The sequence below is a fragment of the Vibrio sp. 378 genome, assembly GCF_033339435.1.
Genome location: NZ_JAWOUO010000004.1, coordinates 1 through 25,587 on the forward strand (window position 1 = coordinate 1; position 25,587 = coordinate 25,587).

Sequence of the window (25,587 nt, forward strand, 5' to 3'; positions counted from 1 at the left end):
GGACGGATTCGAACCATCGAAGGCAGTGCCGGCAGATTTACAGTCTGCTCCCTTTGGCCACTCGGGAACCCCTCCAGAGGATTTTTATACTTAGTAAGATGTTTTCCCAACTCATCTCCCAAGTGCGGAGCGAATCATAGCAAACTCGCTCAGGCTGTAAAGCGTTTTTCTTACGTTTTTACGTTGAATGCTGTCTTTTTGGGCAAAGATGGTAGAAAGTCAGCGTTTTGTTTGTCCTTTGAACAGAAGAGAAGCGCGCTTTTTACTTGAATTTACACTACTTGACGTTAAACACCGTATCTACTGATAAACTGTAAGCAGTTTAATGACATAAGTTTATTCGTTTAGAAGTCAATATCATGAGCATGAAAGCCACGTTATCGTTATCTGTTTTAACGCTTTCTATATTACTGAGTTCTCCATCGGTTTGCGCTGCGATGCGAGGAGGCTCAGCGGTTACCGTTGTGACTGAACAAGTAGAAACGCACGAGATCAATCAATCCTTAACTCTTATCGGCAAATTAAAGGCAGCGGAGTCTGTGGTTGTCGCATCGGAAGTCGCCGGCAAAGTGAATCAAATCGCTGTTAAAGCGAATCAAAATGTTCAGCAAGACCAGTTATTAATTAAGTTAGATGACGATAAGGCTCAAGCCGCTTTGATTGAGGCAAAGGCGTATCTAAAAGATGAACAGCGTAAGTTAAAAGAGTTCCAACGTTTGGTTAAGCGGAATGCGATTACTCAAACTGAAATCGATGCACAAAAAGCCAGTGTTGAAATAGCACAAGCGAGGCTAGATGCTGCTCAAGCCAATTTAGCTGATCTCCATATTACTGCTCCATTTTCTGGCACTGTTGGTTTTATCGATTTTAGCCGCGGCAAAATGGTCAGTGCGGGTACTGAACTTTTGACGTTGGATGATCTTTCCGTCATGGAACTGGATTTACAAGTACCGGAGCGCTATTTATCGATGCTTTCTATTGGTATGGAAGTCATCGCTAAAACCAGTGCATGGGGTAGCCAGATCTTTACTGGTCAAGTCACAGGTATTGATACGCGTATCAGCGCCGAAACACTGAATCTTCGCGTGCGTATTGAGTTTGATAACCCAGAAAATCAATTGAAGCCGGGCATGTTGATGAACGCTTCACTAGCATTTCCTGCTATTAAGGCGCCAATCATTCCTGTTCAAGCGCTTGAATACTCCGGAACTAAACGTTTTGTATATGTAATTGATGAAAACAACAAAGCTACTCGTCAAGAAGTGTCGCTAGGTGCTCGTGTTGGTAACGAGGTGGTGATCGAATCTGGTGTTGAGATTGGTGACAAGATTGTGGTTCAAGGCATTGTTAACATGCGTGATGGTGTCGAAGTGAAAGAAATTGTCGCGCCACTAAAAGCGAACACCACGGATGTGACACGCAATGACAGTGAATCGGATGAGGAAGAAAACTAATGTTACTGTCCGACGTTTCAGTTAAACGCCCTGTCGCGGCGTTGGTTCTGAGCATGCTGTTGTGTGTGTTTGGCTTTGTGTCATTCACCAAATTAGCCGTTCGTGAAATGCCTGATATAGAAAGCCCAGTCGTTTCTATCAGTACGCGTTATGAGGGTGCATCGGCGACTATTATTGAAAGCCAAATTACCTCCGTTTTGGAAGACCAGCTTTCTGGGATCAGTGGAGTTGATGAAATTAGCTCCACTACTCGTAACAGCATGTCGCGTATCACGATCACGTTTGAGTTAGGTTACGATCTCAACACAGGTGTGAGCGACGTGCGTGATGCCGTAGCTCGTGCTCAGCGCTCGCTACCTGATGAAGCGGATGACCCTATTGTTTATAAGAACAATGGCTCGGGAGAGGCGTCGCTCTACATCAATCTCAGTTCTGCAGAGATGGACCGTACTCAATTAACCGATTATGCCGAACGTGTATTGATGGACCGCTTTAGCCTGATCTCTGGGGTTAGCTCCATTGATCTATCCGGTGGTTTGTACAAGGTCATGTACGTGAAGCTTAAGCCAGAACTAATGGCTGGACGTTCAGTTACAGCTTCGGATATTACATCAGCTTTGCGAAGTGAGAACCTAGAAAGCCCAGGTGGTGAAGTTCGCAACGACTCAACAGTAATGTCCGTGCGTACGGCTCGTACTTATAACACGCCTGAAGATTTTCAATATCTTGTCATTAAACGCGCAAGCGACAATACACCTATCTATTTAAAAGATGTAGCAGATGTCTTCATTGGTGCAGAAAACGAAAACTCAACCTTCAAAAGTGATGGTGTAGTAAACATCAGTCTTGGTGTGGTACCGCAGTCAGACGCAAACCCGTTAGAAGTAGCGAAGCTGGTTAGGTCTGAAGTCGATAACATCCAGAAGTTCTTACCAGAAGGTACACGTCTTGCGATAGATTACGACGCGACAGTGTTTATCGAGCGTTCAATCGAAGAGGTGTACAGCACGCTATTTATCACGGGCGGCTTGGTGATTTTGGTATTGTACATTTTCATCGGCCAAGCTCGTGCAACCTTAATTCCTGCGGTTACGGTACCTGTTTCTCTGATTTCTTCGTTCATTGCCGCGTACTACTTTGGGTTTTCTATCAACTTGATCACCTTGATGGCGTTGATATTATCGATTGGTTTGGTGGTGGATGACGCAATTGTGGTTGTAGAGAATATCTTCCACCATATTGAACGCGGTGAATCGCCATTACTCGCCGCATATAAAGGCACCAGAGAGGTTGGTTTTGCTGTTGTAGCAACAACATTAGTGCTGGTGATGGTGTTCTTACCGATCTCCTTTATGGATGGCATGGTAGGTCTACTATTTACAGAGTTTTCTGTATTGCTGGCTATGTCGGTCATATTCTCCTCTTTGATTGCCCTGACGCTGACGCCTGTATTAGGGAGTCAGATTTTGAAAGCGAATGTAAAACCAAATCGATTCAATGAAGCGGTTGATCGCTTGTTTAGCAAGCTTGAGAGTGGCTATCGCGCATTATTGAAAGGCGCATTGAAAGTACGTTGGGCTGCTCCGCTGGTGATTCTAGCTTGTTTGGGCGGTAGCTATTTCTTGATGAATCAGGTACCGGCCCAACTGACCCCACAAGAAGACCGCGGTGTGATATTCGCGTTTGTGCGCGGTGCAGATGCTACGTCATACAATCGTATGTCAGCCAATATGGATATTGTCGAAGACCGATTGATGCCATTACTAGGGCAAGGTTATCTGAAGTCATTCAGCATCCAAACGCCAGCGTTTGGTGGCCAGGCAGGAGACCAGACAGGCTTTGTGATCATGATTCTAGAAGATTGGAACGAACGTGATATCACGGCTCAGCAAGCCCTTAACAAAGTACGTAAAGAATTGGCAGGTATCCCAGATGTTCGAGTGTTCCCATTTATGCCAGGTTTCCAAGGTGGTTCGAGTGAGCCAGTTCAGTTCGTATTAGGCGGCTCTGATTACGATGAGCTCGTTGTTTGGGCTGAAATGCTAAAGAACAAAGCAGAAGAATCACCAATGATGGAAGGAGCAGAGATAGATTACTCGGAAAAAACGCCTGAGTTATTGGTTACAGTTGACCGACAGCGTGCCGCAGAGCTAGGAGTCAGTGTTCAAGACATTTCTGACACCCTAGAAATCATGCTCGGTGGTAAAAGCGAAACGACTTATGTTGAGCGTGGCGAAGAGTACGATGTGTATCTTCGCGGTGATGAAAATAGCTTTAATAATGCTGCAGATTTAAGTCAGATTTATCTGCGCACGAATAGCGGTCAGCTAGTGACGTTAGATGCGGTCACAAAAATTGAAGAAGTGGCGGCCTCTATTCGTCTTTCTCACTACAACAAACAGAAGTCCATCACTATTACTGCCAACCTGTCGGAAGGTTATACATTAGGAGATGCGCTGAATTACCTAGACCAGGAAGCCATCGACAACTTACCGGGTGACATTTCGGTGAGTTATTCGGGGGAGTCGAAAGACTTTAAAGAGAACCAAGCGAGTGTTGCTGTTGTGTTTGCATTGGCACTACTAGTGGCGTATCTCGTGTTGGCGGCTCAGTTTGAAAGCTTCGTAAACCCGTTAGTGGTCATGTTTACGGTGCCGATGGGTGTATTTGGTGGCTTCCTTGGTTTGGTTATTATGGGCCAAGGTATGAACATTTATAGCCAGATTGGCATGATCATGTTGATTGGTATGGTGACGAAAAACGGTATTTTGATCGTAGAATTTGCCAATCAGCTACGTGATCGTGGCGTTGGGTTTGAAAAAGCGATCATTGATGCAGCTGCGCGACGTCTACGTCCAATCTTGATGACTGCGTTTACCACACTTGCTGGCGCAATTCCGTTGATCGTATCGACAGGGGCGGGTTATGAGAGCCGTATTGCCGTGGGTACGGTTATCTTTTTCGGGATGGGGTTTGCGACATTGGTGACCTTGTTTGTTATCCCGGCAATGTACCGATTGATTTCGGCGAAAACACAAGCACCAGGTCATGTAGAAGCAGAGTTAAACAAAGCAATTAGCCATGATACGAAGGGCCGTGTTGCCCACCCCTAGCAGTAGCACGTAAAGCTTTGATTGAAAACGCCGGGCAATTTTTGTTCGGTGTTTTTTTATATAGATAGTGATTACTTATAGATTTAATGATTATTTTTGTTTATTATTTCGTCACTTCTTCGAGGGGCACAGGACTCGCTCATCGTTTTGACTGAATGTTGGGTCTTGTTAGGTTTAATGCTAGGAAAGCAGCCTATGCCTATTATTATTGAGGTGTTTCCTTGAAAAAAGTACGTGGTAGTTACATGGTCGAAATGGTTTTAGTTGCAGGTGTTATGGCGTTGCTAGCAACTACCGCACTTCCAACGTTGACGAATGCATTAAAAGATCGTCAAGATGGTATTTTACATTCTCTCGATGCTGGTCAACCAAGCAACCATGTGAACAAAGAGGCAACAGAAACGTTCTCTGTTCAGTAAGTGACGACATACTATAGAATCTAAAAGAAGCCGAGGCAAAACTCTCGGCTTCTTTGTTTTTCAATTATGGAAACTTGGTGCTATCTAATGTTAGAAGCGTTTCCCTAGGCTGATTTGTACACCTTCGTAGCTGTCGTAAAAATCTTCAAAACCCATATCCGCGACATTATAAATGTACTCTGCGCGTAACCAGATATCTGTACTCATATCCCAATGGACACCAGCACCGATGTTGAATAGTGCGCCTGAGTCATCTGTGACTTTTTGTTCGTTTGGTACGTACATTTCGGCTTGAGTGCCAAGCGCTGTTACGCGACCGAATAGTGATAGTGGCGTATCGCCTAAGTCATCACTCGTTACAACAGCAGACATACCTGCTTGGTAATAGTGAAGATCTAAGTCAGTTTTTAGAGCATCGTTCTTAAGTTCATTTTGTGAATAGCGCAGAACCCCTTCAAACGCGAGGTATTGGTTTACATGGTAACCCCAGCCAACTGTGATATGTGGTGTTGACCACTCATTGTCTCTATCCGAGCCGAAATACGGTGTATCAAAACCAACGTTACCACTACCCAGATAAAAATAAGATTGATGAGCTTGTTCTTGAGCAGCTAAAGTTGGCACGCTAATGGTCAAGGCAGACAATAATAGAATGGCGTTTTTCATAACTAGACGATAACCTTGGTAAAAGACCGTTGTAATGATTTGTTTAAATGTTAATTTAATCAATAGGATGGATGGTAATTATCATATCAGCTTTTATCAAAGGTAGTGATTTTAGAATGGGAATTGTTGCGCTAAAGCATACTTCTTACTCATGACTACCGACTAACTAGATATGGTGACGAAAGCTAGTTAAATAAGAGAGAAGGAAAGGAAAGTGGCTGAATTCAAATACAAAAACTTGACTCAAGAAGAACAAGATAAGTTAGACGCGGCGACATTTCGCCGTTTATTGGCGCATTTAGATGCCAACAAAGACGTACAAAACATCGACCTGATGATCCTTGCGGGCTTCTGTCGCAACTGCTTTAGCAAATGGTATAAATCTGAGGCTGAAAATCTCGGTTTGGATTTAGATATTGATGACGCTCGCGAACGTGTTTACGGGATGACTTACGATGAATGGAAACAAAATCATCAACCAGCGGCAACGCCAGAACAATTGGCTGCGTTTGAAGCGCGCCAGAAAAAGTAAAACCCAGCGATAAAAACAGCCCGCATGAAGTTGGGCTGTTTTTTAAAGTCCAGTTTGCACGTTAAGCGTTAGTTGAGCCGCAACAAGCTGGCTCAACGCAACCTTTTGCTTGAATGACTTCGAGTTGAGCTAAGTAAGGTTGAATATCGCCGATGTTCTCTTTTACCCATGTTAAGTCATAATACGTATCTAGGTAACGCTCTCCAGAATCACATAGAAGCGTCACGATAGAACCCTTCTCACCGCGTTGTTTCATCTCACAAGCCAATTGCAGCACACCGTAAAGATTGGTGCCTGTTGATGCGCCGACTTTACGCCCAATCAGCTGAGATACCCAATGGGCGGTTGCCACACTGGCTGCGTCTGGAATTTTGCGCATTTCATCAATGACACCAGCAATAAAGCTTGGTTCGACACGTGGTCGCCCGATACCTTCAATTTTGCTGCCAGTATCGCCTTTCAATGAGTGATTTCCTGACTGGAAAGCATCGTAAAACACTGAGTTTTCAGGGTCTACCACGCAAAGCTTAGTGTCGTATTTTTGGTAACGAATAAAACGGCCAATGGTTGCTGATGTGCCGCCTGTTCCAGGACTCATCACTACCCAGCTAGGAATCGGGTGATCTTCTAACTCCATTTGGCTAAAGATAGAGTTCGCGATGTTGTTGTTACCGCGCCAGTCAGTAGCGCGTTCAGCATAAGTAAACTGGTCCATGTAGTGACCATTTAGCTCTTGAGCCAAGCGTCGAGACTCGTCATAAATCTGATCTGATCGTTCAACAAGGTGCGCTTTACCACCGTAAAATTCAATTTGTTCGATCTTTTTACGTGCAGTGGTTTTCGGCATGACGGCAATGAACGGTAAGCCAAGTAAACGCGCAAAATACGCTTCCGAAACGGCAGTGCTGCCTGAGGACGCCTCGATTACAGTGGTTTCAGGACCAATCCATCCATTACAAATAGCATAAAGAAACAATGAGCGCGCCAATCGATGCTTAAGAGAGCCTGTAGGGTGCGTACTCTCATCTTTTAGATAGATATCGATACCATCAAGAGAAGGTAGTTCGAGTTTAAATAAGTGAGTATCAGCAGAACGTTGGAAGTCTGCTTCAATTTTACGCACTGCATTGTTGATCCAATTGTGGTCAGTACACATGGCGTCTCTCCTTGGGAAATCGATAGATAAGTATTAGATAGGGATAATTTATCTATAATTTCCGAGAAAAACTTTGCTATTGTTACTCTTAATAAAGATATCTGTAGAAAAATTTTCTACATTTTATGGGTTTTATAGAAATGAGTTTAGATCGAATAGATAAGCAGCTGCTTGCTTTACTACAAACCGACAGCACCTTGTCATTAAATGACGTGGCTGAGCGAGTCAATCTTACTACAACACCATGCTGGAAGCGCTTGAAAAGGTTGGAAGAAGAGGGCTACATCGAAAAACGCGTGGCGTTGTTAAGTGCAGAAAAGCTCGAGCTATCTTTCATTGCATTTGTTCAGTTAAAAACGATTGATCATTCCGAAGGTTGGTATCACCATTTTGTTACAACTGTGAGTGACTTTCCTGAGGTAATGGAGTTTTATCGTATGGCTGGCGAGTATGACTACATGATGAAAGTACTAGTCAAAGATATGAAGTGTTTTGACGAATTCTATAAGCGGTTAGTTAATAGCGTAAAAGGGCTATCTAATGTGACTTCAACATTTGCTATGGAGTCCATTAAATACACAACAGAGTTACCAATCCTAAAATAACTCGCCCTATAAGAATTCTATCTAATGTTAATTCTACCTTTTAGTATTTTAAATGTTAAAAGGTAGTTTGATTATGCTTTTAAAACTATTTCCTATCAGATTTTTATAAATATAAACGATATTTATTCTCTCTTCTATTTTCTATTAACCATTTGTTTTTACAGTCCATTAATCCTGTACATCATAATGAAAGAAAAAATAACGCAATTTTTTCTCTTTCTTTTTCATGTTTTATTTTATTGAATATTAATTTTTACTAAATTAATGGAAGAGTTTGATTTAAACGTTTGCTTTTTGTGTTTTCATGTAATTTGGTCGCTATTTTTGAGTATTTGTTTTTAGGATGAATACAGTAGCAATTACTTAAGTAATAAAGTACTCAAAAATGGGGATAGTGATTAATAAAACATCGTATTATTATCGCCCCATCTTGTATGTAACAAAGTATTACTAAAAATGAACAGAAATTACTATTTGCTTTTTCTCGCAGCTTTACTTGCTGGCTGTGGCGGTGGGGGAGACTCTAAGCCGAACAATACGAAGACACCAACTACGATAACAAAGCAGAACCGTCCGCAATTAAAAGTGGAAGACACGGTATTGAAGTTTGAAGGAGTGGGAACGGTTACTGAAGCAAAACTGAGCAATGTACATGGGTCGGTATCTTACCAAGTCATTGATTCTAATCCGCCAAATGTCGTGAAAATTAATGACTCAGGAATACTACAAATTCTGCGCCCAGGAACGGCGACTATTCTTGCTACAGATAGTAGCTCTGCTTATGAATCTTCTGAAGCAAGATTTTCTGTGACTGTAGAGCGAGGTATCAATACTGAACTTTCAGTGAGTGATCTGAATTTCAATGCGATTGAGTCAGAAGGAAAAGCGTTGATCGTCCGTGGCCAAAAAGGCGAACTGAGTTATGAGGTAGAAAGTGGTCATAACTTGATTCGTGTTGATGAGAACGGGTCGGTATATTCATTAGGTTCAGTTGGTCAGGCATCGGTGCTGATTACTGATTCAGGTAACGACTTTTACTTGCCGAAACAAGTTCGCGCTACGGTTAAACTGCATGCAGTAGCTCCGGGGCAATTACAGTTCGCTTTGCTTGAAGACGAGTATCGAGAAGGGTTGACGTTAGAACCAGTGCGTCTAGATAAAGCTCAAACGCAACGTATTTCTTACAAAATAATAAATAGCGTACCAGACAGCAAGGTGGCCGAGTTGCTAGACCCTGAAACGGGTTTGCTTCTTGTTCATAATGTTGGGCGATTAACGGTTGAAGCGACTGCAACTTACAGCGACGCGTTTCTGGATAAACAGCAAACAGCGCAATTCTTTGTGGATATAAAACAAGGCAAGCGTCAAGAAATCAGCGCAGCGGATATTGTCACAACTTATGAGGAAGGTGGACGAATTTTCCCTAAGGTGACGAACGCCTACGGTGACTATGAGCTGAGAATCATTCGTGGTGAAGACGTTGTTGCTAAAACTGAAAATGGTGAAGCATTACTGATCAAAGGTGTTGGTGCTGCTGAAGTGGAAATTTACGAGCATGACATGCGTAATTATCCTGCAAGCAAAACTCGTTTTGATCTTGAAGTTAATCGCGCGCCTCATCCCGTTATAAAAGACATTGAAATGCCGCTTACCTATCAACCAAATCTTTCAATCCCTCTGGCGTTTAAAGGGCAAAAAGGTAACGTAAATCTAGTTAGCAGCTTACCTAATGGCTTACGAATGACTGATGGCAAATTGGAGGTAGTGACTGCGGGTGAGTACGACCTTAAGTTTGAAGACGATGGTGGGGAGTTCTACCAACCTATTCAATTTAATGTCGTCATCAAAGTTGCAAAGGCTGAAGGCCAACCCATGGCAACGCACGATTATGACGTTGTATACAGCAACAAATACAGTTTTGATCTTCACCGTGATTTTGGTTTGAGTGCTGACGAGCAAATTGAGATTGTAGATAACACCGCACCAGATGTTGTCGGTGGTTTTAGTGAAGGACGTCTCCATGTGTATAAAGCGGGTAAAGCGACGCTAACTGTGCGCAGAAAAGAGAGCGCGAATTATACTGTTGGTCCTGATCAAAAAGTCTACGTGACAATTTTGAGTGCGCCGAGCCGAATTGAAGTTCAATCCGATGTGGAAGAGATTTGGAAGGTTGGCCAAACATTTGTTGCGCCGAAAATCTCTGGTACGGTTGGGGAAGTTACGTACCGATTTGCAGACAACGCAGCAACAGATGTAGTTTCCTTAAACAGCCAAACGGGTGCCATGCAAATTCTTAACGCGGGTAGCACAAAAATTATTGTTTCGGATGCGGGGGACGACAAAGTGGATCCGGGTGAAAGTAGTTTCTCGGTCACGATTAAACAAGGCACAAACCCTGTATCGGTTACTTACCCAACGGTAGAATTCTCCGCTAGTAGTGTTATCTCACCAGTGATGAGTGGTGGGACTGCGAAGGCAAGTTACCGTCTTATTAACCAAAAAGATCCTGTGGTCGAGTTAGTTTCCCCTGATACGGGGCGCTTGAAGATTTTACACGCAGGCGAGTACCAAGTAGAGGTAACCCTCACTGGACGCAACTACAAAGCTAAAACAATCGTCGTAAATGGCACTATTAACAAAGCGAAGCACCCTGGTTTAAGTACTTCCACGATGAAGGTGGAATTTGAACCATTTAAAAAGGTTAAGCTAGATTTTGGTACACCAATAGGAAACCGCAGCTATCAAATATCCAGCTCAACAATTAAAGGAGTCGCTTCATTAGATGTTGATAAGGAAGAGCTGACATTACTTGACCTCCCACCAGTAAAAAGACGTTGGATTTCTCTCGACGTTTCGGAAGGAGAATCTAGAGATTACAAAGCGTTGGAAAGTAAGAAAGTCCAGCTGTATCTAAGCTTTGCAGATGAAGGTGTTGCGGATCAATATACATTGCTTGAAACTGAACAAACAGTATTGTTTAGCACGCTAAATGCACGTGAGTTTTCTAACTTAGAAGAAAGTGAGTTTGGTTTGATGAACGTTCGTTCAGTGCGTGAGCCAACGGACGAAGAATTGAAATTATACGGCAAAGGTAAGATTGCACTACTTGCATTCAAGCCGGTGGGTAACGATGACCAAACTCTAATAAAAGGAGCGTGGGTACACTTAGCTCGATTTGATGGATGTACATCAGAGCTGTTCGAAGATGATCTCAAGCCTTTTGAAGCAATTGACTATGATGACCCAGGGTACTGCACCAACGGCAGCACGATTCGTATGACTCGGTTCTTAATAATTGATGACTCGAAGATGGAAAAGGTAGAGTATGAGTTAGTAGCACCTGTGATTACTTACCGTCGTGGGGTTCGTGAATTTTTAGCAACGAATAAAGGTGGATTCTATGCCGACCCAAATGTCATTTACGGGAAAGGCGAATATGGTTACCCGAAATCACTTTACGAATGGTCGGTTATTAACATGAAGTATCAACCAAATTAATCATCGTTTGATACCCATTAAAAAAGGAGTGCGGAACAGCACTCCTTTTTTCGTCTGGCGAACACGAGCTATTTCGTGTAGCGCATCACCCCTTCTTGCACGGCGGTCGCCACTAAGTGACCTTGCTGGTTGTATATTTCGCCACGGACCAACCCACGAGTATTGCTCGCCGTTGGGCTCTCTATCGCATATAGAAGCCATTCATCCATCTTAAACGGACGATGGAACCAGATAGAGTGGTCAATGGTGGCCACTTGAAAGTTAGGCGTCATTAATGAGACTTCATGTGGATGCATTGCTGTCACAAGGAATCCCCAATCGGATGCGTAGGCCAGAAGGTACTGGTGAATTAGCTGATTCTCTGGCATTTCACCATTAGCACGAATCCAAAGGTACTGTTTGGGTTCTGCTTTTTTGGGCTTCAAAGGGTTGATAACCGTAACGGGGCGAGTTTCGATTGGCTTTTCCCCGCAAAATGTTTTGCGTAAGCGTTTGGGTAGAAATTCTGCAATATGGCTTGCGAGCTCACTCTCTGAGGCAAAGTTTTCTGGACCAGGGATATCTGGCATTTCTTTTTGATGATCAAACCCAGGTTGATCGCCATGGTAGGATGCGGTTAGGTAAAAAATAGGGCGTCCATTTTGAATTGCCTTTACGCGTCTAGTGCTAAAGCTACGGCCATCTCTCAGATTTTCTACGTCATAAATAATAGGTTTTTCTGGATCGCCAGGGTACAAAAAATAGCTATGGAAGGAGTGTACCGTGCGTGTTTCTTCAACGGTGTAGCGCGCAGCAGAAAGTGCTTGCCCAATTACTTGACCGCCATAAACTTGAGGCAAACCTAGGTTTTCACTTTGGCCACGAAACAAGCCTTCTTCTAATTTTTCGAGTTGTAGTAGGCTGAGCAATTCTCGTAGTGGTTTACTCATTGTGTCTCCTCACCGTTGTCTTTCATTCCAAGTTACCTCAACAGCCTCACTCTTGTGAAGTGGCATAGTTAAGAATTATTGAGTAACTTAGAAATAGTATTGTTCCAATTATGAAACAAAATCAATTGTTTGATAAATTCTAACTCAGTCAAACTATTGTCAAATAAAGTGACAGGAAGCAGACAGTTTTATATTCCACACCTATAATTGCTTCGGTTTAATGCTCTTTTCGAGGAATATATGAAAAAAACACTACTACTTGTTACTTCTCTACTCTTTGGGGCTGCGTTAGTGGGTTGCCAAACTTCTCAACATACAGAAATGGAATCTACAGAGGCGTCAATGAAGACGATTACAGGTACAGTGGCTTATCGCGAGCGGATTGCCTTGCCACCAAACGCAGTGGTTACTATTGCGTTAGAAGATGTGTCCTTGGCGGATGCGCCAGCAAAAGTGTTGGCGAAACAGACATTCGAAACGGAAGGTAAGCAAGTTCCTCTTTCTTTTGAGTTGAGTTATGACAGCAATGAAATCAAACCAAACCATCGTTACAGCGTTCGTGCTCGTATTGAGGTAGATGGAAAGCTGCGTTTTATCAGTGACACACATAACGGTGTTATTACAGATGAAGCACAAACTCACCAGTTAGATATTCGTCTAGTTGGCACACGTTAATACGACGTACTGAGAACAAAAAATGGCAGCTTAAGGCTGCCATTTGTATTTTTTAAGTGAAGTTTTGCCAACTTCCGAGACTTCAATCCCTTCTGCTTCTAATTTCTTTTTTTGTCGCTCTAAGTCTCTGCCTTTTAAAGATATTTTTCCTTGGCTATTTACCACTCTAAACCAGGGGAGTTTGCTGCCTTCTGGTAGGTTACCCAGTGCTTTACCAACATGTCTCGCATAGCCCGGATAACCGGCCATTTTTGCAATTTCCCCATAGGTGGAGACTTTTCCTTTTGGAATTTGGTGAATTACAGCAAAGATTTGCGCTAAAAATTGGTCCATACTCAAAAGTGTCTATTTTGGATTACTAAGGAATGGTAAACCATTGGACTTGTATATTGCTAACGGTTCTTAACCCTTGTGTTGCCAGCGACTCACTTTGAAGAATTACATTTTCTGTTCTTTAGTGTCGTTGGTTGATGAGCCTTAAACAGCATGAAGCAAACGCAAGCTAAGCTTGAATCTAGACCCTCTCAACGACTTTCAATCCCAGTTTTTGCCGTTGAGTTACCAAGTAGGTGGGGAAGCCAGGAGGCGCTATGATTTTATCGACACTTCAATTTTTCGTTACGACCTTACTCGCTGTTGTCTGCGTTCGGGCGATGAGTTTGAGCGAGGGTGACATTCCCGTTCTTGCACTTATGATCCCCGCGCTGTGGGTTCTGCCACAAGGTGGGTTCGCTGGCCTAGTATTACTGGGCGCGATGATGGCTTTTGGTGCGACACTCTCAATGCAGCCAATTGCTTTGTCGGTTGGTGTTTTGATCCTTTTCCCACTTTTAATGGTGGTGTTTTCTCGTAGAAGCTCTTTAGGCGTGTTGCTCACCGCTGGTCTTATTGTACTTACACTGCAAGTTGGTCTTATGGTCACACAGCAAGGCGGTAAGCTGGATGGGTCTGCTTGGGTTACAGTGGTTCAAACCATTGCGGTTATGGCGATGTGGTGGTCGGCTGCGCATTGGACGCCATCCAATAAACACAGCTGGTGGCCGTTGTTTTTGTTGCTCCCATTGTGGATTGCAGGCCTACCGTACGCCGTTCTTATGGCGTTAAGTTTGACGGGAATGTTAGCGTCAATGGAAGCACTTGCGAAGCTTCAACATACCATTCGTTGGAGCAAATTATTATGTTGGACATTGCCGACTGTGGGTTTTGCCGCTTTAGTCGTCAGCCCGACCACGGATGTGCCAAACCCTGTTTTCGTGGTTTGGATCTGTTTGTTAGGGACGGCTTGGATGACTGACTATATTTTACGTAGTAGCGATGAACAGGCTGAATTATGAGTTTTTAGTCAGGTAAAAAGTGACATGTGCGGCAGAGTATCGAATTGGTTGTGGAACAAAATGGAGATTAGTATATGTTCTTCATTTCATATTTACTACACTTCCAATAATAATAACCACAATATAAGTGGTTGATTTAAGATAAGTTTGTCATGACAACTTTTGCTCGAACACTGTTGCTTTTTGCATGTTGCCTCTTGAGTTTGAATGTAAAAGCCGAAGCCCCTTTAATTGCTCATTATAAAGTCGCGACTGAAGCGGATGATGTCGTCACTCGTGTTCTTTTCAATGCTGCTTCAAAGGAGTTTGGCTTTACCGTTCAATACGTAAACTACTCCAGCTTTGATGCCATTCTAAATTCAGTAGCGAATGGGGAAGCGGACTTTGCTGCGAATATCACTTACACACAAGAACGTGCTCAACGTTTTAGTTATTCCCGCCCAACAAATATCGAATATACCTACCTCTTTGGCTTAAAAGATTCGACGTTGAGTGATATTTCGCGTGTTGGCGTCCCCAAAGATACAGTTTATGCCCAATTACTTAAACAACACTACCCTGGTCTAGAACAGATCTCTTATCAAGGTCACGAACAAGCAGTAACACTGCTACGTTCAGGTGCTGTGGACGGCGTTGTCGATGCCATTAACCAGCTAAAGCCGATGCTGATGGAGGGGTTTGACGCCAAGATGCTCAATGATCAGATTTCGATAAAGCCCGTATCCATCATCAGTAAAAAAGATCATCATCTTGAGGAGTTGGACACGTTCGCTACGTTTATTCACGGGGAAGCGGTGCAAAAGCAGCTTCGCGAAGAAATTTCCCAGTATCAATTTGAATTAAGGCGAGCAGCGTTGCGTGAGTCTATCCGTTTATTGCCCCTTGATTTTAATGAACCAATACGGATTAAGCTCGAATCTATCTTTCCATATGTTGTATACAACGCAGATGGTAGTGTCGAAGGGATGACGGCTGATGTAGTTCTGAGAAGCTGTGAGATCTTGGCTTTAAACTGCTTGATCATTAGTGAGCCTGGTGAAAGCTGGGGTTCTATGTACCATGAGTTTATCCAAGGTAATTTCGAAATTTTGGCGCCGTTAACGGTCAGCCGTGAGCGGCGCGCATTTAGCTACTTTCCAAAGTCCCATTACGCGCCAGCATCGGTGATGGTCAAGCGTTTAGGTTACAAGCCGAGCACATACTCTCATGTTTCACAGTTGATATCTGAGCGGATTGGCGTAGTTAAGGATGACTTTTTCGATCAAATGATGACGCAACTGTTACCGCTAAAAGAACTCAAACGTTATCGTACTCAACAAGAGCTCATTCAGGGGCTATTAAATGAAGAAGTCGATTACATTCCGATGGATACGGCGATGCTCAATCATTTTTTACGTCTCAGTGAACTGGTTCCGATAGAGCAGGATACCGCTATTGGCGAGTTTTATGAGTCACAACTCTCTGTTGGATTGGTCGCGAATGAAAAAGGAGCCATGCTTGCGCCTTTCTTCAGTCGAGCGATAGCGATGTTAGAAGTTGATAAGATCATTGCTCAGTACGATGTACGCCCAGATTGGCGTACCGCACTTGAATATGAGATTCGATTAGCGACGCAAACACAAGCTGTGTTTATCTTTGTATTATTGTTTGCTATTTGTGTTTCGCTTTATCTTTACCGTCAATCGAACACTGACAACTTAACAGGGTTAAGGAACCGTCGTGCGTTGCAAGTAAAGTATCGAAAAGGAGTAAACAAAGATCTATCCATACTTTACTTAGACATTAATCATTTCAAACGAATCAATGACACTTATGGGCATCGCGCTGGGGACGAAGTTTTACAACTACTGGCACTAAAAATTCATTATGTCTGGTCGGGAAGATGTTATCGAATTGGAGGGGATGAGTTCATATTGCTGGGTTATCCAACGCAAGCCGAGTTAACTAGAGCAATGAGAGAGCTCAGTAGAATCGACGTGAAAGGCAAATTATGTAGTGATTTGGAGTCTATAAGTATCTCTATTGGTTTCTCTGCAAAAAGGGAACGTCACATGAGCTTAGAGCAAGCGATGCATTTGGCTGATGAAGACATGTACATGAGTAAGCAGTCCTCACGGCACGACTCCTCTTATCGTGACTGCACGGTTTCATCATAAAGGAATGAATTGATCGAGTTTTGTTCAAACGGTAATGAAATGATGAAATTCAAGGTTTTTGCTCTTGCATTATGAGAGCTGATACTGAATAATCGCCCCATCGATTGAGGCAAGACCTCTCGAAAAGAATTATGGGGCTCTGGTCCTCTCGCAACAATAGCTCGTGAACTCGGTCAGGTCCGGAAGGAAGCAGCCGCAGCGTGTGACTTGTGTGCCGGGATGTGGCTGGGGTCCCACCCTTTGAAAGCCCTGCGTTATCGCAGGGCTTTTTTCGTTTTTGAGCCTTCTTTTATTTTGGCTACGCTTGGTGTTCAACGTCTTCTGATGATCAAGCTTCTTGAGGTTATTTAGGTATAATTTATAATCTCATCCGCTTGATACCGAACTGTCGTGAAGATTGTTTAGGGTACGCTCGCCGAATAACCATTTTCACCTGGGATACTTTAATGATTTCAAAAAACCAATTAAAACTGCTTCGTGCTTTAGGTCAAAAGAAACAGCGTAAAGCGCATGGCTTATTCCTAGTTCAGGGTGAAAAGAACGTACTAGAGCTAGCAAGTAGTTCATTGAAGGTGAAGCAGGTTTTTGCAACAGCGGCATTTCTCGAACAAAATGCTGGTACGCTAAATCGTTTTGATTGTGTTGAAGCATCGCTTGATGAATTGACCAAAGCGAGCACGCTTGTGAGCAATAATGCGGCCATTGCTGTGGTTGAAATTCCGAGTGTAAAAGAGCCTCAAGCGAAAGGCTTGATGATTGCGCTAGATGGTGTATCCGACCCTGGTAATCTAGGTACGATTATTCGTGTTGCAGACTGGTATGGCATCAAGCACATTATTGCGAGTACAGATTGTGCTGATCCTTATAATCCTAAAACGATCAGTGCGACCATGGGCAGCTTTGGCCGCGTACAAGTGAGTTTGGTGGATTTGCCAAGTTACTTGGAACACGCCAAATTGCCAGTATATGGCGCGTTTTTGGAAGGAGAGAGCGTTCATAAAACGGATTTCGCTGCTGAAGGTATTTTGTTGATGGGCAGCGAATCTCATGGTGTGCGCGAAGCCGCAGCAAAATTCGTGACAGATAAGATCACGATTCCGGCGTTTGGCGGTGCCGAATCACTGAATGTCGCGATGGCGACTGGCATTATTTTAGACAACATGCGCCGCCAACATAGCTAACGCAACAATTACTTAATAACAAAGCCAGTCAATTTGACTGGCTTTGTTGTATTTATTGCCTAGAAAAATCAGCCTGGCTAAATCTTGCGTTTAACGAAATACAGTGAAAGTTGTTCGGTGAGTTATTTGTTTTAGTTCAATAGGCTGTGCCTATAAATAAAATTACTCCTTTCCATTTAGTAAAATCAGGAAATTAGGCGACACTTATCTAAAGGCCGCAATAAAATGCCCTTAAGGAGATAAGAATGCATTCATTAAAAGTAAAAGATTACATGACGTTGCAAGCGGTGACTTTCACGAAAGATATGTCACTTTCGGCAGCTTTAAACAAAGTAATGCAAAGTGTCACACTAGGTGGCCCTGTCATTGATGAAAATGAAAAAGTGGTTGGGTTTTTATCGGAGCAAGACTTATTAGATAAGTTGGTGAAAGCAAGTTATCACTGCCAAGATACACATACGGTACAAGAGTGTATGCATGATGATGTCTTATCTGTTTCTCCAGAAATGTCAGTAATTGAACTGGCTGACATGATGAAAGTTGGAAAGCCGAAAATGTATCCAGTGGTGGATGGCAAAGGTAAGTTGGTTGGTGTTATCACAAGAAGAGACGTGCTGCGTGCCATAGGAATGACATTAAATGAGTGTTTTAAGCATCCCGTTTAACCTCTCTGTTTAAACTTTACGGAATATTGCTTTTAAACTGGTTTGGAAAGACGCTTCGGCGTCTTTTTTATTTTCTATCGCCGAACTGTACAAATTTATCTTGACCTTGGAGCTTACTCTAAGGTTTATCCTTAGCAATAGGTAAATCACCGATACCAATAAGGAAAAAATTATGTGTACAAAACATCAAGGTTGCCAATCTAGCAAAATCAAAACTGCGGTGCCGCTTGGTGCAAGCGAGTCATGCTGTGCGCCAGTAAAATCTTCGCTCAATATCTCTCAGGCCAGTGTTGATGTTTCTGAAAGCTCTTGCTGTAGTGGAGGAGGCTGCAGCGTTGACACAGGCGAGGAAGACGATCCCACAAGGGAGAGTAATTCCTCCGTTCGGAACGCTTGGCTTGTGTCAGGTATGGATTGCCCATCTTGTGCGCAAAAGCTTGAGAAAGCCATTACGTCTTTACAAGGCGTCAGCCAAGCCAAGGTTTTGTTTGCAACAGAAAAACTGGTCGTCGATTTTGATGGTCTAGAGCTGATAGCTACGATAGAGCAGACAGCCCAAAAAACGGGTTTCCCGCTCTCTTCACTGGATGCTCCAAAACCAAGCACTACAAAGAAAGGCTGGCTTGGCGTCATAAGAGACAACATCCAAATTCTCTCGATTGCTGGTGCAATGGCTACTGCGGCAGTAATTTCTAAGATCGACCCTCAAATAAGCGCTTGGTTATTCACTTTGACGTGTTTACTTGGTTTATACCCAATCGCGCTCAAAGCATTTAAGTTGGCGCGTAGCGGTACGCCTTTTGCGATTGAAACGTTAATGAGTGTAGCGGCGCTCGGCGCTTTATATTTAGGTGAAACCGCCGAAGCCGCAATGGTGTTATTGCTTTTCCTTATTGGTGAAAAGTTAGAAGCATATGCATCATCTCGCGCGCGAAGCGGTGTCCAGGCGTTAATGGACTTAGTCCCAGAAAATTCAATTTTAATTATTGATGGAGAGCGTAAAGAAGTACCAGCTGCTCAGCTTAAACCAGGGGATATCATAGAAGTCGCACCCGGAGGTCGTTTGCCTGCCGACGGTGTTTTGCAAGATGCGCTTGCGAGTTTTGACGAAAGTGCGTTAACGGGAGAATCTGTTCCCGTTGAACATCAAACCGGTGGCAAAGTGATGGCCGGGGCTGTGGTTGTCGATAAAGTGGTTCGTTTACAGGTGACTTCCCGTCAGGGCGAGAATGCGATAGACCGAATTCTTCATTTGATTGAAGAAGCAGAATCCCGTAAGGCACCATTAGAACGCTTTCTTGATAAATTTAGCCGTTGGTATACGCCGCTAATGATGCTGGTGTCTCTTATGGTTATCGTTACGCCGCCATTACTATTTGCCCAACCGTGGGAAACGTGGATCTATCGAGGACTCGCCCTGCTGTTGATTGCTTGTCCATGTGCATTAGTAATTTCAACGCCTGCGGCGATCACTTCTGGCTTGGCGGCAGCTGCTAAGCGGGGCGCATTGATCAAAGGTGGAGCGGCGCTTGAGTTGCTTGGCAAGGTTGAGTCTGTCGCATTTGATAAAACTGGGACACTGACGCAAGGTAAACCAGAAGTGACTGACGTCTTTGCTTTTGATATGGATGAAGACAAATTACTTAGCCTAACTGCGTCAATCGAGGTTGGTTCAAGTCATCCTCTAGCGGTTTCTTTAGTTACCAAAGTGCAAGAGCAGGGGCTTACTATTCCTGAAGCGTTGGATAAAACCGCGCAAGTAGGCTCTGGTGTCACTGGTTACGTCGATGGAAAAATGGTCCAAGTGGTCACGCCTTCAAAGGCAGACTTTCCACTTTCTCAGGAAGCCAAAGAGCAAGTGGTTACGTTGGAACAACAAGGTAAAACGGTTGTCATTGTTCGTTACGATGACGAGGTCATTGGCGTGATCGCATGGCAAGATACATTGCGCTCAGATGCCCAGCAAGCCATCGCAATGTTGAAGGAACTTGGGGTCACGTCGGTGATGCTAACGGGTGACAACCCGAGAAGTGCAGAAGCAATGGCAAATAGAATAGGCTTGGATTATAAAGCGAGTTTGTTACCTGCAGACAAGGTGCATTACGTCGAGAAGCTATCACAACAACATACCGTTGCGATGGTGGGAGACGGTATCAATGATGCTCCAGCCATGAAAGCTTCGAGTATCGGCATTGCGATGGGAGGCGGTACGGATGTTGCGCTCGAGACAGCTGATGCGGCGTTAACACACAACCGTTTGATTGAGCTACCTGCCATGATAGAACTGTCGCGTGCGACGCTAAGTAACATTCGTCAGAATGTCGCGTTAGCGCTAGGTTTGAAAGGTGTATTCTTAGTGACAAGTTTACTTGGTGTTACTGGGTTGTGGGTTGCTGTATTAGCCGACAGTGGTGCAACAGCACTGGTGACATTGAATGCGTTGAGATTACTTCGTTTTGAGTCCAAGCAGATTAAATAACTGACCTAACCATTGATCCCACTCATTAATAGCCCGAGGCATTCGTGTATCGGGCTTTTTTTAACCGTATTCACCTGATGCGATCAGACGTTTTTCTCGTCCTTGAAATCACGCATTGCTATGCAACAAAATGATCTAATGCCCCTTAAAGTGTGATCAATACCAGTTTTGTTTGAAATTTCATTTTCATTACATTTTGTCATTGTGATTGTGATCACTCTATGTTGGTGAAAGGTTCGCTACAGTGCATCTGTACCCAATAACTGATTAATGAGCTTATTGTTCATAAAACAAGCCACAATAAGGAGCGACTTATGTCTCAAGCTGTATTCCATTTAGGTATTACTGAAGCTGATCTTAATGGTGCGACTCTAGCGATCATTCCTGGTGACCCAGCGCGTGTTCAAAAAATCGCAGAACAAATGGAAAATCCAGTATTTCTAGCAAGCCATCGTGAATACACGCTATACCGTGCAGAGCTAGACGGTAAACCTGTTGTGGTTTGTTCTACAGGTATTGGTGGTCCTTCTACCTCTATCGCAGTTGAGGAATTGGCACAGCTTGGTGTTCGCACTTTCCTACGTGTTGGTACAACGGGTGCAATTCAACCGCATGTAAACGTGGGTGACATGATCGTAACGACGGGGTCAGTTCGTCTTGACGGTGCGAGCCTACACTTTGCTCCTATGGAATTCCCAGCAGTTGCTGACTTTGAAGTAGCAACCGCAATGAAAGCAGCGGTAGAAGAGTCTGGCGCTACGGTTCACATGGGTGTGACTGCATCAAGCGACACGTTCTACCCTGGTCAAGAACGTTACGATACGTTCTCTGGTCGTGTTGTTAAGCGTTTCCAAGGCTCTATGCAAGAATGGCAAGACATGGGCGTACTTAACTTCGAGATGGAGTCTGCAACACTGCTAACAATGTGTGCGAGCTCTGGTTTAAAAGCGGGTTGTGTGGCTGGTGTTATCATCAACCGTACACAAAAAGAGATTCCAGATCATTCAACTCTGAAAGAAACGGAAGCGCGTTCAATTAAAGTGGTTGTAGAAGCAGCGCGTAAAATGCTTTAAGCCGCTATAGTTGGCATTTAAACAAACAGAAAAAACCAGAGGCTAACCTCTGGTTTTTTTCTACTTATAGAAATGCGTACAGCTAAAATTTAGGTATAAAAAAAGCAGCATTAATGCTGCTTTTTATCGTTGTGAATTTTAGCTTTTCTTAATGGCACTATATCTCGTCTGAACCGCCCGCGTCTTTAAACCAAGCCGTTAAGTGCGTTCTTAAATCTTTAAGCTCATCAGGGCCAATCAGGGCTAGCCCTAAGTCTTCAGCACGAGTAATGTCATTGTGACGAAGAGGACGGAAGCTCACCAACATTGCGCGCGCTTGTAAGCCACCTAATAGATCGCGAAGCGATTCTAACTTATATAAAGTATCGTCGCCGTCATCTCTCATGCCTTTGGTTTTGCACTCGATGATGTGCAGCTTGTTGTTTACAACTGTTGCGACATCTAACTCATTGCGTACTTCACTTTCACCAAGTTTGCGATAAACCTGAACATTTAACGATCGATCTTGGATCGTCGGCATGGTGTCTTGGATTTGCTTCACGGTGCTGTGAACCAAAGTCTCTAACCACTCACCGTTTGAAAAGCGTCGAGCATCTTCATCTGCAAACGTTAAAACGCCATTCTCGTAGGTGGCGATTTCTGCTTCTACTAAATCTGAAAGCAACATGTTGAGCTCACGGTAGCCCTGCTGTTTTTCGGAGAGCTCGACATCAAGCTTTTGTTCTTTGCGGCATGTGGTTGCAAGGTAGTTAAGTGTTGCTAGACCTGGCCCAAGCTCAAGCGCATTTGAGGCCCATCGTTCACCAAGTTCATACAATTTTTTATCAAGAAGAGGTGGTAAATCAACGTGGTGAAACTCGCCGCGTGCACCAAAGATAGTGAGGTAATCTGCAATCGTAATGTGATCTTCGACTTGGGTATCTTCTTTGCCATCAGGGTATAACCAACAAAGCTTATCGCTACTAGGCTCTACCACAAAAATTGGCCAGCGATAGGTACGGAAAACTTCGTACACCGACAACAAGCGATGACGAAGACCACAGCTCGCGTTCAATTTTACATCTTCGCCGCGTTCATGGAGGTCTTTTGCCAGTTTTTGAATTGCTTGTTTGATCAGAGATGTATTAACAGCGGATGGAATTTCAAAAAATTCAGAAGTAATTTCTCGTTGATCTAAAACGGCACTCAGTCGGTCAAATATATCTAACTGGCTCTTGTCTCCGATGAAGACGATATGTGTGCTTAGCGTACGATTATCTAATAGAGGAGTGACCAATCTCACTGGGTCTTGGTCGATAATACCAACATGAACAGCCATAGATTTTCCTTTTTATGAGGCCGCTCGAAAAGAGTTGTGCAAGGGGATGAGCTGGCCTTATTAATCATATGTAGACATGGCCGACAAAAAACAAGGGCGACTTAACAAAAAGTCGCCCTTATACAGTTGATTGCACTAATTAATGCTCTTAGTTATAAAGTATTTATAACTTAAAGCGGTGGACCAATTCATTTTGCTGATGAGCCAAGTGGGTCAGTGATTCACTGGTTTGTGCGATACTCGACATGGCTTGGAAACTTTCATCGGCGATACTGTTGATATCTTCAATGCTGCGAGCAATGTCTGTTGATGTTTCACTTTGCTCTGCTGCTGCTTGTGAAATGTGCGTACTCATTTGGCTGATTTCGATGATTAGCGCCTGGATCTCTTCCATTGAGCTGTTCGCTTTTGATGCTTGCTCAACCGACATCTCCATATCGCTCATACAGCTTTGTATGACTTGGTTCGCCGATTGCGAGCTAGCTTGCAGATTACTGATCATGGATTCAATTTCAGTGGTTGATTGAGTCGTTCTTGATGCGAGTACTCGTACTTCATCTGCCACTACCGCGAAGCCGCGACCTTGTTCACCAGCGCGAGCCGCTTCAATTGCCGCGTTCAATGCCAGTAGGTTGGTTTGCTCCGCAATGTTGCGGATCACATCAAGGATAGACCCAATTTGACCACTCATTTTTTGTAGCTCAGAAACTGCGGAGACCGATTCGTTCAAACGTGTTTCTAGTTGATTAATGGTTGAGATATTACTGCTCATAACATTTCTACCTTCTTCAGAGGCAGATTCGACGCGTTGCACCATTTCTAACGAGCCTTGCGCACTTTGCGCGACTTCCTGCACTGAATGAGACATTTCTGTCATCGCGGTAGCGACGTTTGCTGTTTGTTCGCGTTGAGAGCTCAATTTAATTTGTGCTTGCGAAGAGGTGCGTTCGTTGGTTGTCGCGGTTGACGATAGGTTTTCTGACGCTTCGTTGAGTTTCACCAAGATCTCGTGAAGGTTGTCGGCGAGTGAGTTAATGTGTCCACTCACACGGCTGAATTCGTTGTTATAGCGAATGTCGATACGCTGTGTCATATCACCTTCAGTCAGGCTTTCTAACACTTTTAGAATACGAGTCAACGGTTCGCGAACGCTTTGTGCGATGTGGTAGCCAATCGCTGTCGCGAGTAAAACGACAATAACGCCAATGATGATGGCTTTCGTTACACCCGCCGAATATATGTCACCTGCGTCTGCCAATGATTCATTGAGCTTATCTGTTGCGGTTGTCGTGAATTGCTCAAGAATCGCCATGGTTGAATCCACTTTATTTGCTAGGTTGGCGATATTGTTATACAAAGCGGCGCGAGCATTGAGGTAATTATTATGTTGGTCTAGCACACCGCCACGCATACCAACGTCACGAGTAAATTGCTCTACAGATTCGCCAAAAGCTTTTTCTAGCTCAGGAAGCTGAGTCACCAACCCGCGGAATGCGTAATTCAAGTGCGTTACTGCTTTGCGGTTTTTAGCTACGGCTTGCGTAACAAACTCAGGGTTGGAACTGGCGAGGGCATCAGAGGTAATTACTTCGGCATCTTTTAACTTGATAAAGTAGCTCTTTGCCATGACTTTGACAGAAATGCTGGTTTGATCTGCCACATATTCTTTAAGACCAACCGAAAGTTCGGTATTCAGTTTTTGGAAGCGGCGTGAGGATTTTTGCACTTCTTCTTGAGCCGCAAACATTGCTTCGTAGTTGTCCATGGCCTCTAGAGCTTCTGTAAAATAGCTCTGCTCTAACGTTTTTAACTGTGAAAACGGTTCGGCAAGAGAAGGGTAGATTTGGCTTGCGGTTTTCAGTTGAGCCAATGTGGATTCGAAGCGCTGTTGAGATCTAGCAAATTCCTGACGCATTTCATCCATGCGTTGTTTATTCTCTGTCGTCAGGAAGTCTTTAAATGATTTGTCGGCAGAAAGCAGCTCAACACTGGTTTGATTAGATAACGATACCAACGGTAGGGATGATTTAGAAACCGTGCTAAATTTTCCGTGAATATCACTCATTCCTCCCATCATAATGGCAATTGTGACGGCAAATAGGATGATGATCAGTGCAAAGCCGGCATACATCCTTTTAATAACTGAACCTCGCATAAGTGAGCTTCCTCTCCCAAAAATAGACAAGCTACCCAAGTATTTTTGAATTTACTTGGGTATAAAAATAATAATTGTCTTAAAAAAGTAACAAAATTCATTGGATTGTATTCAGTTTGTGATGCGCATTTTATGACGCACACGACAAAAAAAGCTTCGTTAATTAGCATTTGATTAAT

Annotated in this window: 19 protein-coding genes, 1 tRNA gene and 1 other RNA gene; 14 read left to right on the forward strand and 7 right to left on the reverse strand. The window is 43.7% G+C overall.

Annotation, left to right across the window (positions count from 1 at the left end):
- Positions 1–67: transfer RNA gene (locus R7Q48_RS08810), tRNA-Tyr, on the reverse strand.
- A 292-nt stretch (positions 68–359) separates the two neighbouring features.
- On the opposite strand from R7Q48_RS08810, the gene R7Q48_RS08815 reads away from it, so the two are divergent.
- The 3 genes from R7Q48_RS08815 to R7Q48_RS08825 all read left to right on the forward strand — a co-directional run bounded on the left by R7Q48_RS08815 (position 360) and on the right by R7Q48_RS08825 (position 4,986).
- Positions 360–1,454, forward strand: a complete 1,095-nt coding sequence (locus R7Q48_RS08815) for an efflux RND transporter periplasmic adaptor subunit (RefSeq protein WP_005389959.1) — start codon at positions 360–362, stop codon at positions 1,452–1,454.
- On the forward strand, positions 1,454–4,567 hold the full coding sequence (gene vmeF, locus R7Q48_RS08820; RefSeq protein WP_151514631.1) for a multidrug efflux RND transporter permease subunit VmeF: 3,114 nt from the start codon (positions 1,454–1,456) through the stop codon (positions 4,565–4,567). Before R7Q48_RS08815 ends, vmeF begins: the two co-directional genes overlap by 1 nt.
- 221 nt (positions 4,568–4,788) lie before the next feature.
- Positions 4,789–4,986 (forward strand): type II secretion system protein, encoded by a 198-nt coding sequence (locus R7Q48_RS08825; RefSeq protein WP_031781369.1) that lies wholly within the window; start codon positions 4,789–4,791, stop codon positions 4,984–4,986.
- 90 nt (positions 4,987–5,076) lie between these two features.
- Here the strand turns inward: R7Q48_RS08825 and R7Q48_RS08830 are convergent, their stop codons facing one another.
- Complete coding sequence (locus R7Q48_RS08830) at positions 5,077–5,652, reverse strand: porin family protein (RefSeq protein ID WP_213966479.1); 576 nt, start codon at positions 5,650–5,652, stop codon at positions 5,077–5,079.
- Positions 5,653–5,866: 214 nt separating this feature from the next.
- On the opposite strand from R7Q48_RS08830, the gene R7Q48_RS08835 reads away from it, so the two are divergent.
- Entirely contained in the window at positions 5,867–6,184 is a 318-nt protein-coding gene (locus tag R7Q48_RS08835; RefSeq protein WP_005378586.1) for a DUF1244 domain-containing protein, read from the forward strand.
- A 61-nt stretch (positions 6,185–6,245) separates the two neighbouring features.
- Here the strand turns inward: R7Q48_RS08835 and R7Q48_RS08840 are convergent, their stop codons facing one another.
- Entirely contained in the window at positions 6,246–7,340 is a 1,095-nt protein-coding gene (locus R7Q48_RS08840; protein ID WP_005389952.1) for a PLP-dependent cysteine synthase family protein, read from the reverse strand.
- Between the two features lie 140 nt (positions 7,341–7,480).
- Between R7Q48_RS08840 and R7Q48_RS08845 the strand changes: the two genes are divergently transcribed.
- Both R7Q48_RS08845 and R7Q48_RS08850 read left to right on the forward strand, forming a co-directional pair.
- Entirely contained in the window at positions 7,481–7,945 is a 465-nt protein-coding gene (locus R7Q48_RS08845; protein WP_025998626.1) for an Lrp/AsnC family transcriptional regulator, read from the forward strand.
- A gap of 456 nt (positions 7,946–8,401) precedes the next feature.
- Positions 8,402–11,443 carry a cadherin repeat domain-containing protein gene (locus R7Q48_RS08850; RefSeq protein ID WP_238844277.1) on the forward strand — a complete coding sequence of 1,014 codons (3,042 nt, stop codon included), beginning with the start codon at positions 8,402–8,404 and terminating at the stop codon, positions 11,441–11,443.
- 68 nt (positions 11,444–11,511) lie between these two features.
- Here the strand turns inward: R7Q48_RS08850 and tesB are convergent, their stop codons facing one another.
- Positions 11,512–12,372 (reverse strand): acyl-CoA thioesterase II, encoded by an 861-nt coding sequence (gene tesB, locus R7Q48_RS08855; protein ID WP_005378575.1) that lies wholly within the window; start codon positions 12,370–12,372, stop codon positions 11,512–11,514.
- A gap of 240 nt (positions 12,373–12,612) precedes the next feature.
- On the opposite strand from tesB, the gene R7Q48_RS08860 reads away from it, so the two are divergent.
- The gene (locus R7Q48_RS08860) at positions 12,613–13,047 is read left to right on the forward strand and encodes a YbaY family lipoprotein (protein ID WP_238844278.1); all 435 of its coding nucleotides are present in this window, start codon (positions 12,613–12,615) and stop codon (positions 13,045–13,047) included.
- A gap of 30 nt (positions 13,048–13,077) precedes the next feature.
- Here the strand turns inward: R7Q48_RS08860 and R7Q48_RS08865 are convergent, their stop codons facing one another.
- Positions 13,078–13,380 (reverse strand): DNA base-flipping protein, encoded by a 303-nt coding sequence (locus tag R7Q48_RS08865; protein WP_005378570.1) that lies wholly within the window; start codon positions 13,378–13,380, stop codon positions 13,078–13,080.
- A gap of 257 nt (positions 13,381–13,637) precedes the next feature.
- On the opposite strand from R7Q48_RS08865, the gene R7Q48_RS08870 reads away from it, so the two are divergent.
- From R7Q48_RS08870 to udp, 7 genes are all read left to right on the forward strand, one after another.
- A complete protein-coding gene (locus tag R7Q48_RS08870) occupies positions 13,638–14,381 on the forward strand; it encodes a hypothetical protein (protein ID WP_005389942.1) in 744 nt (247 codons plus the stop codon).
- 152 nt (positions 14,382–14,533) lie between these two features.
- Positions 14,534–16,537 carry a GGDEF domain-containing protein gene (locus R7Q48_RS08875; RefSeq protein ID WP_213973152.1) on the forward strand — a complete coding sequence of 668 codons (2,004 nt, stop codon included), beginning with the start codon at positions 14,534–14,536 and terminating at the stop codon, positions 16,535–16,537.
- A 137-nt stretch (positions 16,538–16,674) separates the two neighbouring features.
- Positions 16,675–16,771: signal recognition particle sRNA small type (gene ffs / locus R7Q48_RS08880), an RNA gene on the forward strand.
- Positions 16,772–16,983: 212 nt separating this feature from the next.
- Entirely contained in the window at positions 16,984–17,718 is a 735-nt protein-coding gene (locus R7Q48_RS08885; protein ID WP_005378485.1) for an RNA methyltransferase, read from the forward strand.
- A 245-nt stretch (positions 17,719–17,963) separates the two neighbouring features.
- A complete protein-coding gene (locus R7Q48_RS08890; RefSeq protein WP_005378483.1) occupies positions 17,964–18,383 on the forward strand; it encodes a CBS domain-containing protein in 420 nt (139 codons plus the stop codon).
- A gap of 172 nt (positions 18,384–18,555) precedes the next feature.
- Positions 18,556–20,862 (forward strand): zinc/cadmium/mercury/lead-transporting ATPase, encoded by a 2,307-nt coding sequence (locus tag R7Q48_RS08895; protein ID WP_017820006.1) that lies wholly within the window; start codon positions 18,556–18,558, stop codon positions 20,860–20,862.
- A gap of 314 nt (positions 20,863–21,176) precedes the next feature.
- On the forward strand, positions 21,177–21,935 hold the full coding sequence (gene udp, locus R7Q48_RS08900) for a uridine phosphorylase (RefSeq protein WP_017820007.1): 759 nt from the start codon (positions 21,177–21,179) through the stop codon (positions 21,933–21,935).
- A 157-nt stretch (positions 21,936–22,092) separates the two neighbouring features.
- Here the strand turns inward: udp and R7Q48_RS08905 are convergent, their stop codons facing one another.
- Positions 22,093–23,253, reverse strand: coding sequence for a DUF1887 family protein (locus R7Q48_RS08905; RefSeq protein WP_005378476.1), 1,161 nt, complete (start codon positions 23,251–23,253; stop codon positions 22,093–22,095).
- 163 nt (positions 23,254–23,416) lie between these two features.
- Positions 23,417–25,408 (reverse strand): methyl-accepting chemotaxis protein, encoded by a 1,992-nt coding sequence (locus tag R7Q48_RS08910; RefSeq protein ID WP_256902818.1) that lies wholly within the window; start codon positions 25,406–25,408, stop codon positions 23,417–23,419.
- Positions 25,409–25,587: the final 179 nt, after the last annotated feature.